General features: G+C 61.7%; 14 protein-coding genes. 9 read left to right on the plus strand and 5 right to left on the minus strand.

The annotated features are described in order from the left end of the window. Window positions 1-418 precede the first annotated feature (418 nt). Window positions 419-1,771 (minus strand): malonyl-CoA decarboxylase, encoded by a 1,353-nt coding sequence (locus OZ411_RS34215; protein WP_282531463.1) that lies wholly within the window; start codon window positions 1,769-1,771, stop codon window positions 419-421. A 106-nt stretch (window positions 1,772-1,877) separates the two neighbouring features. Then, complete coding sequence (locus tag OZ411_RS34220; protein ID WP_282531464.1) at window positions 1,878-2,678, minus strand: helix-turn-helix transcriptional regulator; 801 nt, start codon at window positions 2,676-2,678, stop codon at window positions 1,878-1,880. 110 nt (window positions 2,679-2,788) lie between these two features. On the opposite strand from OZ411_RS34220, the gene OZ411_RS34225 reads away from it, so the two are divergent. The 6 genes from OZ411_RS34225 (at window position 2,789) to OZ411_RS34250 (ending at window position 10,090) form a co-directional block, all read left to right on the plus strand. Then, window positions 2,789-3,967, plus strand: coding sequence for an MFS transporter (locus OZ411_RS34225; RefSeq protein WP_282531465.1), 1,179 nt, complete (start codon window positions 2,789-2,791; stop codon window positions 3,965-3,967). A gap of 199 nt (window positions 3,968-4,166) precedes the next feature. Continuing rightward, the gene (locus OZ411_RS34230) at window positions 4,167-5,726 is read left to right on the plus strand and encodes an SUMF1/EgtB/PvdO family nonheme iron enzyme (protein ID WP_282531466.1); all 1,560 of its coding nucleotides are present in this window, start codon (window positions 4,167-4,169) and stop codon (window positions 5,724-5,726) included. 24 nt (window positions 5,727-5,750) lie between these two features. Then, window positions 5,751-6,176, plus strand: coding sequence for a DUF4399 domain-containing protein (locus OZ411_RS34235; RefSeq protein ID WP_130580369.1), 426 nt, complete (start codon window positions 5,751-5,753; stop codon window positions 6,174-6,176). Between the two features lie 47 nt (window positions 6,177-6,223). Further along, window positions 6,224-7,021: an ABC transporter substrate-binding protein gene (locus OZ411_RS34240; RefSeq protein WP_282531467.1), complete on the plus strand. Its 798-nt coding sequence runs from the start codon at window positions 6,224-6,226 to the stop codon at window positions 7,019-7,021. A gap of 434 nt (window positions 7,022-7,455) precedes the next feature. Beyond that, complete coding sequence (locus OZ411_RS34245) at window positions 7,456-8,274, plus strand: formate/nitrite transporter family protein (protein WP_028166094.1); 819 nt, start codon at window positions 7,456-7,458, stop codon at window positions 8,272-8,274. 58 nt (window positions 8,275-8,332) lie between these two features. Beyond that, complete coding sequence (locus OZ411_RS34250; protein WP_282531496.1) at window positions 8,333-10,090, plus strand: bifunctional protein-serine/threonine kinase/phosphatase; 1,758 nt, start codon at window positions 8,333-8,335, stop codon at window positions 10,088-10,090. Window positions 10,091-10,104: 14 nt separating this feature from the next. Here OZ411_RS34250 and OZ411_RS34255 read toward each other — a convergent pair whose 3' ends face one another. Further along, the gene (locus OZ411_RS34255; protein ID WP_282531468.1) at window positions 10,105-10,992 is read right to left on the minus strand and encodes a LysR substrate-binding domain-containing protein; all 888 of its coding nucleotides are present in this window, start codon (window positions 10,990-10,992) and stop codon (window positions 10,105-10,107) included. 169 nt (window positions 10,993-11,161) lie between these two features. On the opposite strand from OZ411_RS34255, the gene phnA reads away from it, so the two are divergent. Continuing rightward, window positions 11,162-12,427 (plus strand): phosphonoacetate hydrolase, encoded by a 1,266-nt coding sequence (phnA, locus tag OZ411_RS34260; protein WP_282531469.1) that lies wholly within the window; start codon window positions 11,162-11,164, stop codon window positions 12,425-12,427. A 44-nt stretch (window positions 12,428-12,471) separates the two neighbouring features. After that, window positions 12,472-13,476 carry a phosphate ABC transporter substrate-binding protein PstS gene (gene pstS / locus OZ411_RS34265; RefSeq protein WP_282531470.1) on the plus strand — a complete coding sequence of 335 codons (1,005 nt, stop codon included), beginning with the start codon at window positions 12,472-12,474 and terminating at the stop codon, window positions 13,474-13,476. 69 nt (window positions 13,477-13,545) lie between these two features. On the opposite strand, the gene OZ411_RS34270 is transcribed toward pstS, so the two are convergent. Continuing rightward, entirely contained in the window at window positions 13,546-14,340 is a 795-nt protein-coding gene (locus OZ411_RS34270; RefSeq protein ID WP_282531471.1) for a substrate-binding domain-containing protein, read from the minus strand. Between the two features lie 211 nt (window positions 14,341-14,551). After that, window positions 14,552-15,772 carry a polyhydroxyalkanoate depolymerase gene (gene phaZ / locus OZ411_RS34275; RefSeq protein WP_130580371.1) on the minus strand — a complete coding sequence of 407 codons (1,221 nt, stop codon included), beginning with the start codon at window positions 15,770-15,772 and terminating at the stop codon, window positions 14,552-14,554. A 200-nt stretch (window positions 15,773-15,972) separates the two neighbouring features. Here phaZ and OZ411_RS34280 point away from each other — a divergent pair, with 200 nt between their 5' ends. Continuing rightward, the gene (locus tag OZ411_RS34280; protein WP_130580367.1) at window positions 15,973-16,626 is read left to right on the plus strand and encodes a glutathione S-transferase; all 654 of its coding nucleotides are present in this window, start codon (window positions 15,973-15,975) and stop codon (window positions 16,624-16,626) included. Window positions 16,627-16,778 lie beyond the last annotated feature (152 nt).

Below are 16,778 nucleotides of genomic sequence, written 5' to 3' on the forward strand. Positions count from 1 at the left end.
TTTGTTGCACGGGACCCATGGGTGCAACCGGCACCCGGCTTTCCCTGCGCCCTCTGTTCGATGAGAGGGTGGAAAGTGACGCAAAGCTCGGGCATCTCGTGCCGCGAGAACGCGAACTCATATCCTCTCCGCTGTTTGACATTTGAATCAGGACCTGACCCCGTCATTGCGAGCGCAGCGAAGCAATCCATGTCTCGGCAAGTGGAGCAATGGATTGCTTCGCTGCGCTCGCAATGACGGGGAGAGAACAAGCCAAGCGCGCAACTGCCGTAGGGTGGGCAAAGCGCATACTTGCACCGTTGTTCAAACAAACACAGGCGTAAGCGTGCCCACCATCACGAGCGGAGTGCTGGAAGGTGGGCACGGCGCGAAGAGCGCCTTTGCCCACCCTACGGAGCGGACGCTCACGCCGCGCCCGTCACGACAGCCGCATCTCGAGCAGCCGGCGGCCTTCGCCCTTGAGCAATTTCTTCACGGCGCTGGAGGCGATCACCTCGCCATTGTTGGCGTAGGCTTCGTGGTTCTTCTCGATATCGTCGAGGCGATAGAGATAGTTGACCATGATGCCGGCGGATTCGCGCAAGCCTTTCGGCGCGAGGTCGCCGAGCCAGTTGATGCGCTCGAGTCGCGCGCCGTTGCCGAGGTGGAACCGCGCCACGGAATCGATCAGCCGTCCCTTCGGCGTCCGCGCCTTCAGGAAATAATAGGCGGCGAGCGGCTCCAGCACGGTGCGGAGCTGCACGGCCAGCTCGGCATTCTCGAACCAGTCGGGCTTGCCGAGGCCTTCGAGCAGCACCCGGTCCTCGTCGGAGAGCGGCGCGTCGGTCGCCTGCCTCAGCCATTGCATGAAGCCCGGCACCGGCGACAGCGTCACGAAGGTGTCGAGCTTCGGCAATTCGCGGCGCAACTCCTCGACCACTTGCTTGATCAGGAAACTGCCGAAGGAGATCCCGCCGAGCCCGCGCTGGGTGTTCGAGATCGAATAGAACACGGCGGTGCGGGCGCGCTCGATCGCTACCGGCTCGCGCTGCTCGGCAAGCAGAGGTGCGATCGCGCCGGGGATCGTCTCGGTCAGCGCGACCTCGACGAAGATCAGCGGTTCGTCGTTCAGCGCGGGATGGAAGAACGCGTAGCAACGGCGGTCGATGGGATCGATGCGGCGGCGCAGGTCGTTCCAGTCGCGGATCTCATGCACCGCCTCGTAGCGAATGATCTTCTCCAGAATATTGGCCGGCGTCGACCAGTCTATCCTGCGCAGCACGAGAAATCCCCTGTTGAACCAAGAAGAGAGCAGATGGGTGACGTCGCGATCGAGCGACTCGAGGTCCTTGTTGCCTTTCATCAGGTTGAGCAGATCCGCACGCATCGCCACCAGTTCGCTGGTGCCGCCCGGCGCGCGGTTGAGCCGGCGGATCAGTTCCTGCCGGCGCGGCTCGGAGGCAAAATGCAACTCGCTGGCTTCGCCGTCGTCGGAACCCTTGCGCCAGGCCTCGATCGCCTGCATCAGCTTGGCGCGGTCAGGGCCGAAATCCCGGGACAACGTCTGGAAGAACGCCAGCCGCTCCGCAGCGTCGAGATGGTGATAGCGGTCGAGTACCTCGCGCGCCAAGGCGGTGCCGGAGGCTTCGCCGCGGCCCGACAACAGCGCTTCGCACAATTCAAGAAGCTCGGAAGCGTCCTGCTTCGCGTCCAACGAATTGCCTCGCCGGAGCAGCGTGCGGCCGCGCTCGGAAATCGTTGCAAGCAGGTCGGAGAAAAAGGCACTGGCCATGGGAGGGATCGAATCCGGTTACACCGAACCTTACATAGGATTTAGGTTCCTGCCGACTATAATCAAGAACACCATTTTGTCATGACTTGCCAATGAAGTCTCGCGTTCATTCCTTGCCCGCAAATTCTGTCGGCGTCTTGCCGGTCACCTGACGGAAGGCGTGAGAGAACGCTGGAACGCTGGCATAACCAAGGTCGGAGGCGATCTGCTTGATCGACACATTAGATTCTGTCGACAATCGTTCGATTGCGGCTGCGATGCGGGCGCGCTGGTACCAGCTCTTGAAACTGAGCTGCGTCTCCGACGAGAACAGACGCGACAAGGTTCGCGCCGACGTGCCGACCTCGCGCGCTAGCGTCTCGATTTCATATGGGGCGGTCGGATTGGCGAGGACGATGTTGGCGGCGCGCCGGCAGCGCGGTTCCTGCGGCAGCGGAATGAAGGTCGCGGAATCCTCGGCCTGGTCCAGTTCCAGCATGAGGAGTTGCAGCAGAAGCGCGGTTCGCTCGTGATCATCCCGTCTGTCGAACAGCGCCAGGATGGTCTGGTGCAAGAGCGGCGATATCCGCACCACGAATTCGGAGCCGAGGCTGTTGCCGCGCGCGTTGCGCTTCAGCCACGGCAATTCGAAATACAGCGTCCGCATCTGGATGTCGGCGAGCACGTCGATCGAATGCTCCAGCAGGGCTGGCACCCACACCGCGCGATCCGGCGGCACCAGCCAGCGGCCCTTGGGCGTCGTCACCTGCATGGTGCCCTCGGCGGCGTAGACCAGTTGCGATTCGCGGTGCATGTGGGTGTCGAGCCGCACGCCCCGCCGGTAGTGGCGCGCGACCAGATGCACGCCGTCGCCGGTGGCGCGCTGGCCCCGCAAGATCGCGGCAATTGGCGTTTCGGCGACAGTCATTGGCGACATCCCGTCAGGACAACTCCCTATAACCTAGTTCGGAAAGCAAGAGGATTCCCCAAGGGAACATCTCAAGAGGACTTCTAAAGGGATCGAAACAGGATCAACGCATGAACAGCCCCGGCCGGGTGATCACCTACGTCAACGCCGCCCATTTCATTGACCATTATTCGATGCTGATCTTCGCCGCCGCCGTCATCGTGATGGGGCCGGCGCTTGGCATGGCCTATTCGGAATTGCTGCCTTACGCCACCCCGGGCTTCATTGCCTTCGGCGCCGGCTCGCTGCTCACAGGCTGGCTCGGCGACCGCTGGAGCCGCCGTCATATGATGGTGATCTTCTTCATCGGCATCGGCCTGTCCATGATCTCAGTCGGCTTCGTGCAGACACCTCTGCAGCTTGGCGCGGCGCTGTTCGCGATCGGCGTGTTCGCCTCGATCTACCATCCGGTCGGCACCGCCATGATCGTGTCCTATGCCGACAAGCTCGGTCGCGAGATGGGGCTGAACGGGGTCTGGGGCAATCTCGGCGTCGCCTCCTCGGCGCTGGCCACCGGTGTGATCGGCCAGTATCTCGGCTGGCGCTTTGCCTTCATCATTCCCGGCGTCCTCACCGTGCTGCTCGGCATCGTCTTCGCGCTCAGCGTGGTGCATGAGGATCGCAAGGGCACCAAGCAGGCCGCAGCCCAGGCGCGCGTCGCGAAGAAGGACATGTGGCGGGTGATCCTGGCGCTCCTGATCGTGGTGATCGCGATCTCGACCACCTTCAACGCGGTGACGGTGGCGCTGCCGAAACTGTTCGCCGAACGGCTCGCCGACCTGACCAGGAGCCCGGCGCTGCTCGGCGTGATCGCAGCCAGCGTCTATGTGTTCGGCGCGATGACGCAGTATACGATCGGCAAATTGCTCGACCACCATTCGCTCAAGACGGTGGCGCTGCCACTGTCCTTCATGCTGGCGCCGTTCCTCTATCTGGCAGCGACGCTGTCGGACCTGCCGCTGATCCTGGTGTCGATCGGCATCGTGATGGGCGCCTTCGGCCAGGTTACGGTCAACGACGCCATGGTCGGCAAGTACACCAGCGAGGAATGGCGCTCGCGCGCCTATGCGGTGCGCTATTTCGTCGGCTTCACCGCGGCCGGCGCCTCGGTCGGGCTGGTCGCCTGGCTCTATGAGCAGGGCGGGTTCGTCACCATGCTGCGTGCGTTCGCCGCGCTCTGTCTATTGGCGATTGCGGCGGCCATTATCCTGCCCCGCGAGATCAGGACGCCGGCACCGCAGGTGAATTGAGGCTGGGGATATTTGGTCGCGGACACGCAAGGTTGATCGCTGTGTGAACTGCATCACTTCATGCGTCGCACAATATCTGGCAAACTTGTTCCGGGTGAGGAGTGTGATAGGCTCTTTATGGGTAGATCTTTAGGTTTCGGGGGCTGAGGCTAATTGCGCCTCAACGCTGTATTTGCGGTTTTTGGAGCCCAACCGATCCATGGGTGAGATTCGCGACTTCAAGTCGGGTAGGCACGAGCGGCCGCCGGGTGATCCGACGCCGCGGCGCCTTGCCGCGATCGTCGCAGGCGACATCGCCGGCTACAGCCGCCTGATGCAGCTCGATGAGGAGGGCACGCACAACCGCGTCAAGCGGATCGAGCGCGACCTGATCGAGCCGACCATCGTGGAGCATCACGGCAAGCTGGTGAAGACGACCGGCGACGGCTTCATTGCGATGTTCGACAGTCCGGTCGAAGCCGTCAGGTGCAGCATCGTGATCCAGCAGAACCTGGTCGGCCGCAACGCGGCGGTACCGAGGGACTACTGGATTGAGTACCGGATCGGCGTCAATCTCGGCGACGTCATCATCGAGCCCGACGATATCTATGGCGACGGCGTCAACGTTGCGTCGCGCCTTGAAGGGATCGCCGAGCCGGGGCAGGTCTTCATCTCCGGTGGCATCTACGAGCAGATCAAGCACAAGCTGGTGTGCGGCTACGAGTCGCTCGGCGACCGCAAGGTCAAGAACATCACCGATCCGGTGCGGGTCTATCGCGTGCTGCCGGATGCGGCGGCCTTCCAGCGGACGCGCCGGCGGCGCGAGAACATCTTGATCTTCCTGCTCAGCATCACGCTCGCGATCATCGCCGGCGGCATCCTCTGGTCCTTGCTGATACCGCGGAGCGAAAAGCTGGCGCTGCGGACGCCGGCGCCAGCGGCATCGCCGGCGCCCGTGGCATCGCCGAAGGCGACTGAGCCGGCACCCGCCACGAAACAGGCGGCAGCTCCCGCTGCCAGTCCCACGGCGCAACCGCAACTGCAGCCTTCCGCGAGCCCGGCCGTCACCGCGGTCACGCCCCCGACGCCTCCCACGCCTTCCGCGCGGGAGCCCGAGATGGTCGCGCTTCAGGGCGGCAGCTTCTCGATGGGCAGCAATGACGATGCGTCGGAGCGGCCGATCCGAAGGGTGACGATCAAGCCATTCGCCATCGCCAAATATCCGGTCACGGTCCGCGAATGGAACGCGTGCGCTGCCGCCAAGGTGTGCGGCTTCACGGCGACCGGAAAGGACGAGGCGCCGGTCACCAATGTGAGCTGGAGCGATGCCAAGCAATACGTTGCCTGGCTCGCGGACGTCACGAAGAAGGCCTATCGGCTTCCGAGCGAAGCCGAATGGGAGTTTGCTGCCCGCGGCGGAACGCAGACCAGATATTGGTGGGGCGAGCAGATGCAGCCGGGTGTGGCCAGTTGCAAGGATTGCGGCGACAGCGCAGCCGCCGAGCAGCCGACCAAGGTCGGCAACTTCAAGCCCAACCCATTCGGGCTGCATGACATGGGCGGCGGGGTCGACCAGTGGGTGGAGGATTGCTGGCACAAGAACTATCAGGGGGCCCCGGCCGACGGTTCACCCTGGCTTGGCGGAGACTGCACGTCCCATGTGCTCCGCTCCGGCTCCTGGAAGAATGACACGCGTTATGTACGACCGGCCAACCGCGATAATTACGACACCAATGTTCGATATCCGACCCATGGGTTCCGGGTCGCGCTGTCGCCTTAAAGTATTTGGATCGGTGAGGGGGCAATGAGAATTGCACGTACACTTCTGATTTCGGCTGTCCTGTCGTCGCTTGCGAACGTTGTGCACGCGCAGGACAAGCCTGCACCGAAGGATGCGGTCCTGTATTTTGTCTGGCCGCAGAATGGCGCTACGATCAAGGGCGCATTCTGGGCCCGCTTCGGCCTGCGCAACATGGGCGTGACCCATGCCGGCGATGACTATGCGAACGCCGGTCATCACCATCTGCTGATCGACGTAAACGAGCCGCTCAATCCGAACGAGCCGATCCCATCGGACAAGTCCCACCTGCATTTCGGTGCCGGCCAGACCGAAGCGCGCATCGAGCTGCCGCCCGGCAAACATACCTTGCAGCTCGTGCTCGGCGATGCCAAGCACTATCCCTTCAAGCCGCCGGTCGTCTCCGAGAAGATCACGATCCGCGTCAGATGAATTTGTAGCGACAGACTCGGCGCACAGATCTGGCGTGGAGGAAGCCAATGCCCAGCCAGTTGCCGCTTATCACAGGCCTTGTTGTCGCGGTCGCCATGATGGCCGCCCCGGCCAGTGCCGACGCGCTGAAAGACGAGATCGCGCCGACCGGCAAGCTCCGCGTCGCGATTGCGATCAGCCCGGCGGGCGGCGCGTTCTGGTGCACCAAGACCGAAACCGGCTATGCCGGGGTGCCGGTCGATCTCGGTAAGGCAATGGCCGCGCAGCTCGGCGTGCCCATCGAATATGTCGTGCACCAGAATTCCGGACAGATCGCCGATGCGGCATCGAAGGGCACCTGGGACGTCACCTTGCTGCCCAAGGATCCCGAGCGCGAAACCAGGATGACGTTCGGCCCGATCTATGAAGTCGCGGATGCAACCTACATCGTCAGGCCGGGCTCGACGGTCACGAATTTCGCAAGCCTCGACCAGCCGGGCGTCAAGGTCGCTGCCGTCAACAACACCACAACCATGCGCGGCGCTATTGCGCACCTGAAGAACGCCAAGGTGACGGGCTATCAGACCTATGACGAGATCTTCAGTCTCCTGAAGAGCGGCGAGGTCGACGCGTTCGCACTCTCACGCGACCAGCTCAATGCGATGGCGAAGAAAATTCCGGGCACGCGGGTGCTGGACGAGACCTTCAAGCAGACGGTGACTGCGGTTGCGGTCCCGCTAAATCATCCGCTGTCCGCGGCCTTCGCGAGCAAGTTCATGACGGAAGCGACTGCCGACGGCACGCTGCGCAAGGCCTATGACAACAACGGGCTCAAGGACACGCCGATCCGGACGCAGACCAAATAAGCATCCAGTCCTCAGCGTGCGTGCCATATGGGCAATTTGCCCAAATTGGCGGCATGGCGTTCGCCAAGCCGGCGCAGCGACAACGGCCAAAGTCCCTGTAATTCCAGGCACCAATCGGCGAAGACCGCTGTTGGCACATCGATTGCTTTTGGATGCCCCAGTCAATGACGACTGCCGTCCTCCGGATCGCCTAGGCCAGCGTTGGCTGCAGGCGCAGGGATCAAAGCGACCTTCTTAGGGCGCGGCGAGCAGTCGTTAAAGACGCCACCCACATCCCTGTTCCAACCGGGCTCCGCCAACCGCAGCGTCGCAGCAGGAATCTCATTCCTGTCGCGCCGCAGGTTCGGCGCGCGTCCAGGACGGCCACTCATCCTTCGTATCAGCGCCGCGGCCAAACCGTGGTGCCCTTGGTTTTGCGAATAAGGGGAACTTGAATGGCCTATCTCGTGCCTTCGGAATTTGTCACCAAGATGGTGGACGCGGGTGAGTCGAAGATCTTCATGTCGACGCGCGACACGGTGATCCGTGCCTATATGGCAGGTGCGATCCTGGCGCTCGCCGCGGCCTTTGCGGTGAGCGTCAACGTATCGACCGGTGTGCCGATCGTCGGCGCGGCGCTGTTTCCGGTCGGTTTCTGCATGCTCTATCTGTTCGGCTTCGATCTTCTGACCGGCGTATTCGTGCTGTCGCCGCTGGCCTGGATCGACAGGCGGCCGGGCGTGACGCTCGGCGGCGTACTGCGCAACTGGGGCCTGGTGTTCATCGGCAATTTTGCCGGCGCCTTCACCGTGGCTGTGATGATGGCGATCGTCTCGACCTTCGGCTTCTCTTCGCCGCCCGACAAGGTCGGCCAGATCATCGGCACCATCGGCGAAAGCCGCACGGTCGGTTATGCCGCGCACGGCGCGGCGGGCATGCTGACGTTGTTCGTCCGCGGCATGCTCTGCAACTGGATGGTCTCGGCCGGCGTGGTCGGCGCCATGATCTCGACCACCGTCAGCGGCAAGGTGATTGCGATGTGGATGCCGATCATGCTGTTCTTCTTCATGACCTTCGAGCATTCGGTCGTGAACATGTTCCTGTTCCCCTCGGGGCTATTGCTCGGCGGCAAGTTCACGATCATGGACTATCTGATCTGGAACGAGATTCCGACCGTGCTCGGTAACCTCGTCGGCGGTCTCGCCTTCACCGGGCTGACGCTCTACGCCACTCACGTGAAGACAGCGCCGAGGCGCGAGCGCCTCGCGGCTTGATCTGATCGCGCATATGGGTCTCTCCTTGCGGAGAGACCCATTGCCTCCTCACCTCGCGATGTCGCGCCATTTGAAAATATCGGTCGGGCAGTGTTCCGATAAGGGCCGCAAGGAAACCAATCAGGATTTCCATGGCGTCCTGATGCCGAGCGAGCCGCTGCTCGGCCTGAAGGGCATCGCGATCGTGCTCGCCGACGGGATCAGCTCCAGCAGCGTCAGCCGCATCGCGAGCGAGTCGGCCGTCAAGGGGTTCTTGACCGACTATTACTGCACCTTGGAATCCTGGTCGGTGAAGACCTCGGCGCAGCGCGTGCTGGAAGCGACCAATTCCTGGCTGCATGCGCAGACCAGGCGCAGCCAAAATCCTTACGAAAAGGACAAGGGCTATGTCTGCACGCTGAGCGCCATGGTGATCAAGTCGACCACCGCGCACATCTTTCATGTCGGCGACTGCCGGATCTATCGCCTCGCCGGCAACGGTCTTGAGCAACTGACCACCGACCACCGCGTGGTCCTGTCCTCGGTGCAGAGCTATCTCGGCCGTGCCTTGGGCGTAAATCCGCAGGTCGAGATCGACTACCAGTCGTTCAAGCTCGAGCGCGGCGACACGTTCCTGCTGGCGACCGACGGCATCTATGAGCATGTCGCGCCGCGCCAGTTGGCAAAGGCGATCGTCGACGGCGCCGATGATCTCGACAAGACGGCCAAAACGATCGTCGAGCAGGCCTATGAGCGCGGTAGTCAGGACAATCTCACCGTCCAGATCGTGCGTATCGACGAACTGCCGGAGAGCAGCGCCAGCGAGGCGTTCGGCCAACCGAGCGAGTTGCCGTTGCCGCCGCTGTTGGAAGCCAGAATGGCGTTCGACGGTTACACCATCGTGCGCGAACTGCATGGCAGCAGCCGCAGCCACATCTATCTCGCCGTCGATAACGACGCCGGCACCACCGTGACAATCAAGATTCCGTCGATCGATCTGCGCGACGATCCCGCTTATCTGAAGCGGTTTATGATGGAGGAATGGGTCGCCAACCGCATCGACAGCCCGCATGTGCTGAAACCCTGGTCGCCACCACGCAAGCGCAACTACCTCTACATTGCGACCGAGTTCATCGATGGACAGACGCTTCGGCAATGGATGATCGACAATCCCAAGCCGCCGCTCGAGACGGTGCGCGGCATCGTCGAGCAGATCGCCAAGGGCATCCGCGCCTTCCACAGGAAGGAGGTGCTGCACCAGGACATCAGGCCCGACAACATCATGATCGACAAGACCGGCACGGTGAAGATCATCGATTTCGGCTCGACCAGGATCGCCGGCGTGGTCGAGGCGGCGCCGTCGGACGACCGCAACGACATTCTCGGCACCCAGCAATACACTGCCCCGGAATATTTCCTGGGCGAGCCGGGCACACCGCGCTCGGACTTGTTCTCGCTCGGCGCTGTCACCTATCACATGCTGACGGGAAGACTGCCCTATGGCGCGCAGGTTGCCCGCGCAAGAACGCGATCGGACTTCAACAAGCTCAGCTACGGCCCAGCCACGCACATCTGTCCGGATATCCCTGTCTGGGTCGATCGAACGATGGAGAGGGCCGTGCATCCCAATCCATATAAGCGATACGACAGCCTGTCGGAGTTCCTGTTCGACCTCCGCAATCCCAACGCAAAATATCTTGCGACGTCATCGACCCCGCTGATCGAGCGCAATCCGCTGTTGTTCTGGAAATGCACGACGCTCGTGCTGGCGCTCGCCCTGGTTCTGCTGCTCGCCTATGGTGCGCATCGTTTTCAGGTTCCACACTTGCCCAAGTAAGGACCGATCTGTCATCACCTTTTCATCTCTTCCTTTAGCCAATCGACAAAGCGGTCAACATGTCGTGGATCCGCCCTCAAAGTCGGGTTTGCAAAATACGTTTCGCCCCTCACGGCGAGACCAGGAAGAGGGCATCGAAGTTTCCACTGTGCCTGGCCTGGAAAGAACTCTCTGGGGGCGACAATGGATCCAAAACCTTCGCGGACCGCGTGCATTGCCACGAACATGTGGTCGAAGCGGTGACCGCCTTCGAAAAGGTAATCGCGGATGCCTGCTTCTTGCAGCCACGCCTCCCAATGGCCGGGGCGCGTCGCCGAAGTGATCAACGGATGCTTGAGAATGTCTGCCGGCTTCCTCACGGGGCGCTTTTTTAACAACTCCGTGCTGCAAACCGGCGTGAGGTTTTCCTCAAAAAGCGCCGTCGTCCCTTTCGAATGAGAGCCGACCCGATCGGTATTTCCCCTCGTTATCAGCAGATCGTTAGACGAGACGTCCGGCGTTTGTCCCGTCATCCGTGTAGATATCCAGACTGCCACGTTAGGATATCTGGTCTCGAAGCGTTTCAATCTCGGCATCAGGAAGTACATCGCGAACGTCGAGGGCGCTTCGACAGCGAGCACGGCTTTACTGCGATGACGTCTGACGTATTGGCAGGCCGCATCGATGTCCCGGAATGATTGGCTGAGGCGCTCAGCGAGGACTTTTCCATAAGGCGTGAGTGCGAGTCCGCGGCCCTCGCGTGTGAAGACCTGCTGTCCAAGCCAATCTTCGAGCGATCGCACCTGCTTGCTGACGGCCCCATGGGTGACACCCAGTTCTTCGGCCGCCGCGCTCAAGTTATCGCTGCGCGCCGCAACCGCAAAAGCCCGAAGGGCGACGAGTGGCAATTCTCTTTCCTTCACTCCGATCTCCCCTCTCTCCGGTTTCATCCGTTTGTCCACACCGATAACCTACGACTTTTTCTCACATTTTGGTGCGGCTTATTCGATGGATTCTCACATATTTTCGGCATATCGAGCGGGTCAAAAGCTGAAATTACAGTCGTCAACGACAGCAACCGGGATTTCAAGCATGGCACAGACGTCAACAGCCAACTCTTCTCAGTGCCTGATCGAGGCAAACGGGCGCAGCTATGTCATGCCAAAGCGGCCCGTTGTCGTGATCTGCCTTGACGGATTCGACCCTGAATATATGGAAAAGGGAATCGCGGACGGCACCTTGCCGACAATCCGCGTGCTCAGGTCTGCAGGTTACGTAGGCACGGCGCTGGCCACGGTGCCAACGACGACGAACACCAACAACACGTCCATCGTCACTGGCGTGCCGCCCGCGATACATGGCATCAACGGCAACTATTATCTCAACGCCGAAACCGGCGAAGAAATCATGGTGACGGACGCCAGGAGACTGCGATGCGGCACCATTCTCGGTGCCATGAGCAAAGCCGGCGTGCAAACTGCGGTGTTTACCGCCAAGGATAAGCTCCTCAAAGTGCTCGCCTACGAGATGGAAGGGATCGCATTCTCGTCCGAGCACCCGAACACCGCCGACCTCACGGCTCTCGGGTTCAAGAGCGGCGAAGAAATGGTCGGGCGCGGCAAGCCGGATCAGTACTCCGCCGACCTTTCGCTTTTCGCGCTGGACGCCGGGCTCAAACTGTTGGAAACGGCAAGGCCCGGGCTCATGTATCTTTCGACCTCCGATTACGTTCAGCACAAATACGGGCCCGGTGACGACGAATCCAATGTCTTCCACTCTGAGGTGGATCGGCGACTTGCTCGCATGATCGAACTCGGTGCAACTGTCGCGCTGACGGCCGATCACGGCATGGCTGATAAGTCGGGTGAAGATGGACAGCCGAATGTCGTCTACCTCGAAGACGCGCTGAACGAGAAGTTCGGTGCGGGAACCGTCAGGGTGATCTGCCCGATCGCCGATCCATTCGTTCGCCACCACGGGGCGCTGGGCGGCTTCGTGCGCGTTCACCTGCTTAGGGCTGGCGACATCAAGGCCATGATGACTTATGCGCGGTCATTGCCCGGCGTAGAGCTCGTCCTGAATCGGGCGACCGTGTGCGAGCGATACCAATTGCCGCCGGATCGCGAAGGTGACTTCGCCGTGTTTTCGGACCGCGGCACAGCGATAGGCGCGCGCCGCCAGGACCATGACTTGTCGGCGCTCGGCAATCATCGCTTGCGCTCCCATGGTGGTCTCGGGGAGCAGCGCGTGCCGTTCCTCCTCTCTCGTCCACTCAAGCGCGATTACTGGGAGCGAGCGGAAAGGGGCGTGCTGCGCAACTATGACATCTTCGACTTCGCCCTAAACGGTGTCGAATGAGCCTCAATCTTCATCCGAACGAATTCAGTCATAGGAGACTGCACATGCGCACACTGCGAATTGGCTTGATGGCGCTCGCGATGACGACGTCATTGTGTGGGGCCGGTCATGCTGAGATTGCGGTCGTTGGAACCGGCTCGGCTTTCGCAGCTCCGATCTACACCAAATGGGCCGAGCAGGAAAAGCCGAGCACCGGCATCGCGATCAACTACCAGCCGTCGGGATCTTCCGTTGGGCAGCTCCAGGTGCTGAAAGGGCTGACGGACTTCGGCGCCTCCGATGTTCCCATGGAGGACAGCAAGCTTAGGGAGGCTGATATCCTGCAATTTCCCACAGTTGTCGGCGGGTATGCAGTGGTCGTCAATATCCCCGGTGTTGCGCCCGGCCAACTCCGGCTCAGTGCTCCCGTTCTCGCCGACATCTTCATGGGCAACATCAAGTCTTGGGATGATGTACGTGTCGCGAAGCTCAACCCGGGCGTCGCTCTGCCCAAGCTTGCCATCTCGCTTCTTTATCATGCGGGAGGATCAGGAGGCACTTACGCAATATCCCGATATCTCGCAAAGAACAGCGACGCATGGCGGGACAAAATGGGGGTTGGCATGACACTCAGCTGGCCGGTCGGCGCCGGCGTCAAAGGCAGCTACGGTGCGGCTTCGACGATACCAATGACGGTTGGTGGCATCGGTTATGCCGAACTCTCCTATGTGGTCGCCAATCACCTCTCGACCGTCCAGATCCAGAACAAGGCTGGCCGATTCGTGGTACCGAACGGAGATACGTTCGCCGCCGCCGCCGAAAACGCGGATTGGACCGTGCCGAACTATGCAGTGGATCTGACCGACATGCCCGGAGAACAGAGTTGGCCCATCGTCACCGCCACGTTCGTCCTGGTACCGAGAAGTTCGAGCAAAACCGCAACGTCAAACGCCACCCTCCAGTTCTTCAAGTGGGCGTTTGCGCATGGTGACGATGCGGCCCGGTCCTTGCAATTCGTACCCCTGCCCGAAAAAGTCAAAGCCGACATCAGCAGAAACTGGCGCAACTGATGACCGGCGTGCGTAGAGCAGGGCCATGCACTCAGGCTGCGGCACCCTAGCAGGTGATGCACTTGCGCCCTAGTGCGTGGTGCTGGAAGAGATTGGCTCCAGTCCGCTCTTGATCAGTTCAGCGCGGGCGTCGGGCGATGCGAGGAATTGGATCAGCGCCCGTCCGGCGTCGGGTTCCTTGGAGGTGCTGGCGATCCCGGCGGAAAACACCGTGATCTTCTGCAGCTCATCCGGCAGCGGCCCGACGATATCGATGCCGGCGACCGGTTTCAGCTCGCTGATCTGCTGGAGGCCGATCTCGGCTTCGCCCTTGGCCACGATCTCGCCGACCGGCGTGGCCGGAATCTTCCTTGCTTTATCCTTCATCGCCTCGGCAATGCCCAGCTTCTGGAACATTTCGGTCGACACATAGACGCCGCTTGCGCTGTCGGAATAGGCGATCGACTTTGCCGCGAGCAGCGCGCGCTTCACGGCATCCGCCGAGCTGATGTCCGGCTTTGGCGCGCCTGATTTCACCGCGATCCCGATCGGCGATTTGACGAGTTCGACGCGGCTGTCGGCTATCACCTTGCCTTGCGCGGCGAGGTCATTGAGGGCGTAGCCGACCATGATGAGTACGTCAGCGGGCTCGCCGCGCGCGAGCCGCACCGGAATTGCGTTGACGGTGGTTCCCATCGACGGTCCATAGGCGGTCGACACCTTGTGGCCGGTCCTGCGCTCGAATTCGGGCACCAGGGCCTTGTAGGCGGCGGTCAGCCCGCCCGAGATCATCACGCGGATTTCGGCGGCGGAGGCAGAGGCGGTGAGGAAGAGTACGCCGATGAAGGCAAGGGCGAAGCTGCGGAAAGTCGCGGAGGGCCGCATGGTTGTTTCTCCCGGGACGATTCTCTGGGGGGTCGTCGTGCCCGGTAGACTATTGCGTGCGGAGTTGAGTGGCTAGGGTCTCCAGCCGTCATTGCGAGGAGCATAGCGACGAAGCAATCCATGCCTCCGCGCGTGGAGAAATGGATTGCTTCGCGGAGCCTGTCATCGGGCGCGCGTTCGCGCGACCCGTTGGCTCGCAATGACGAACAGCTCACGAATTCACGTGCACGAAGTCGCGCAACAGCGGATAGATCTCGTTGTTCCAGCGCTTGCCGCTGAACACGCCGTAATGGCCGACGCCGGCCTGCATGTGATGCACCTTGCGATAGCCGCGCACGCCGGTGCAGAGGTCTTGTGCCGCCAGCGTCTGCCCGATCGAGCAGATGTCGTCGCGCTCGCCTTCGACCGTCATCAGGCCCATGCGCCTGATCGCAGCGGGATTCACCGGCCGCCCCCGGTGCATCAGTTTGCCCTGGGGCAGCAGATGCTCCTGGAACACGTCGCGCACGGTCTCGATGTAGAATTCGGCCGGCAGATCCATCACCGCGAAATATTCATCGTAGAAAGTCTTGATGACGTTTGCCTTCTCCTTCTCGCCCTTGGCGAGATGATTGGCGAGGTCCATGTGCTGCTTGATGTGGCGCTCGAGGTTCATGGACACGAAGGCGGTGAGCTGCACGAAGCCCGGATAGACCTTTCGGAACGCGCCCCGGCACTGGATCGGGACATAGTTGATGAGGTTGTCCTCGAACCACTTTATCGGCTTGCTCTTCGCAAATTCGTTGACCTTGGTCGGTTGGATGCGCGTGTCGATCGGCCCGGCCATCAAGGTCAGCGATGCGGGACGCGCGGGGTGATTGTCCTCCGACATGATCGCCGCTGCCGCCAGTGCCGATACCGAGGGCTGGCAGATCGCGACCATGTGCGCGCGCGGGCCGAGCTTGTCGAGGAAGGTGATGAGATGGTCGGTGTAATCCTCGAGCCCGAAACGGCCTTGGTCGAGCGGAATGTCGCGCGGATTGTGCCAGTCGGTGATGTAGACGTCGTGATCCTGCAGCAGCGTCGTGACCGTGCTGCGCAATAGCGTCGCGAAGTGACCGGACATCGGCGCCACCAGCAACAGGCGCGGGTGCTCGGGCCCATCGACCTTCTTGAAGTGCAGGAGCGATCCGAACGGCGTGGCGTAGCTGACTTCCTCCCGCACCTCCAATTCCCGATTGCCCACCTTCACGCTGCCGATGCCGTAGTCGGGGCGGGTGTAGGTCAGGGTCGAGCGCGAGATCAGTTCGAGTGCGGCCGCAAGCCGGCCAAACAACCGGTCCGAGACCCCCTGCGGTACCAGATTAATATATCTAAGTGCCGCCGCCGCCCCCGTGCGCCATGGTGCCGTCAGGTCCATGTGATTCTGGTAGGCTTGGTACATCATTGACATTGACATCATACGCGACCGCCCTTGCCCGGTGTTGCTATGCAATATCGAAGCCAAAGCGGAGTCGAACCGCCCTCGAAATTGGCACGTGGCTTGCTGCTTGGGTACTCGGCGCTCAGGCAATGAGCAGGGGCGATATCCGCAAGGATAGGCTGGAGGCTTTGAGTCCGTGCGGTCGACGTTGAGGCGTGAGGGAAGGCTCTATGGCAACGACACTGACCATCAGCAGCAAGAACTATTCGTCATGGTCGCTGCGCGGCTGGTTGCTGGCGAAGTTCGCGGGGCTGGAATTCGAGGAGGTGATCACCGCTCCAGATGACGCGTCGGCGCGCGCGGAACTCCTGCTGCTATCGTCGTCGATCCTGGTGCCCTGCCTGCGCCACGAGGGCGCTACCGTCTGGGACACGCTGGCGATCGGCGAGTATCTCAACGAGATCATGCCGCATGCGGGTCTGTTGCCGGAAGACCGCATAAAGCGAGCACATTGCCGCTCGATCTGCGGTGAAGTCCACTCCGGATTCACGACGCTGCGGGCCTCGCTACCGGTCAATCTGAAAGGCCATTTTCCCGGCTTCAAGATTTGGTCGCGCGCGCAGGCCGATATCGACCGGGTCTGCACCATCTGGCGCGACTGCCTCGCAGCGTCCGGCGGGCCATTCCTGTTCGGTGAGCGCCGCACCATGGCGGACGCGATGTATGCGCCGGTCGTCACCCGCTTCATCACCTACGACGTCAAGCTCGAGCCGACGCTTGCGGCCTATGCCGAGACCATTATGTCGATGCCGGAGGTGCGGGAGTGGGTCGAGGCGGCCAAGGCCGAGCCCGCCGATGTCGAGGAGCTGGAGGTCGAATATTAGGCAGTACTGCCTGCCGGCTGCGCGTTCAGCGGGCTCAGGTAGGGTGCAGGTACTGCCTAAAGCTCGTGCCACGGAAGCCGCGCGCGCGTAGCGGCAGGGGAGCGGTGGTTGCGTCGCAAAAAATCACTCGACTCAAATTCAGGCTTGGTTCC

Origin of the sequence: Bradyrhizobium sp. Arg237L (genome assembly GCF_029990105.1) — a bacterium.
Classification (GTDB): Bacteria; Pseudomonadota; Alphaproteobacteria; order Rhizobiales; family Xanthobacteraceae; genus Bradyrhizobium.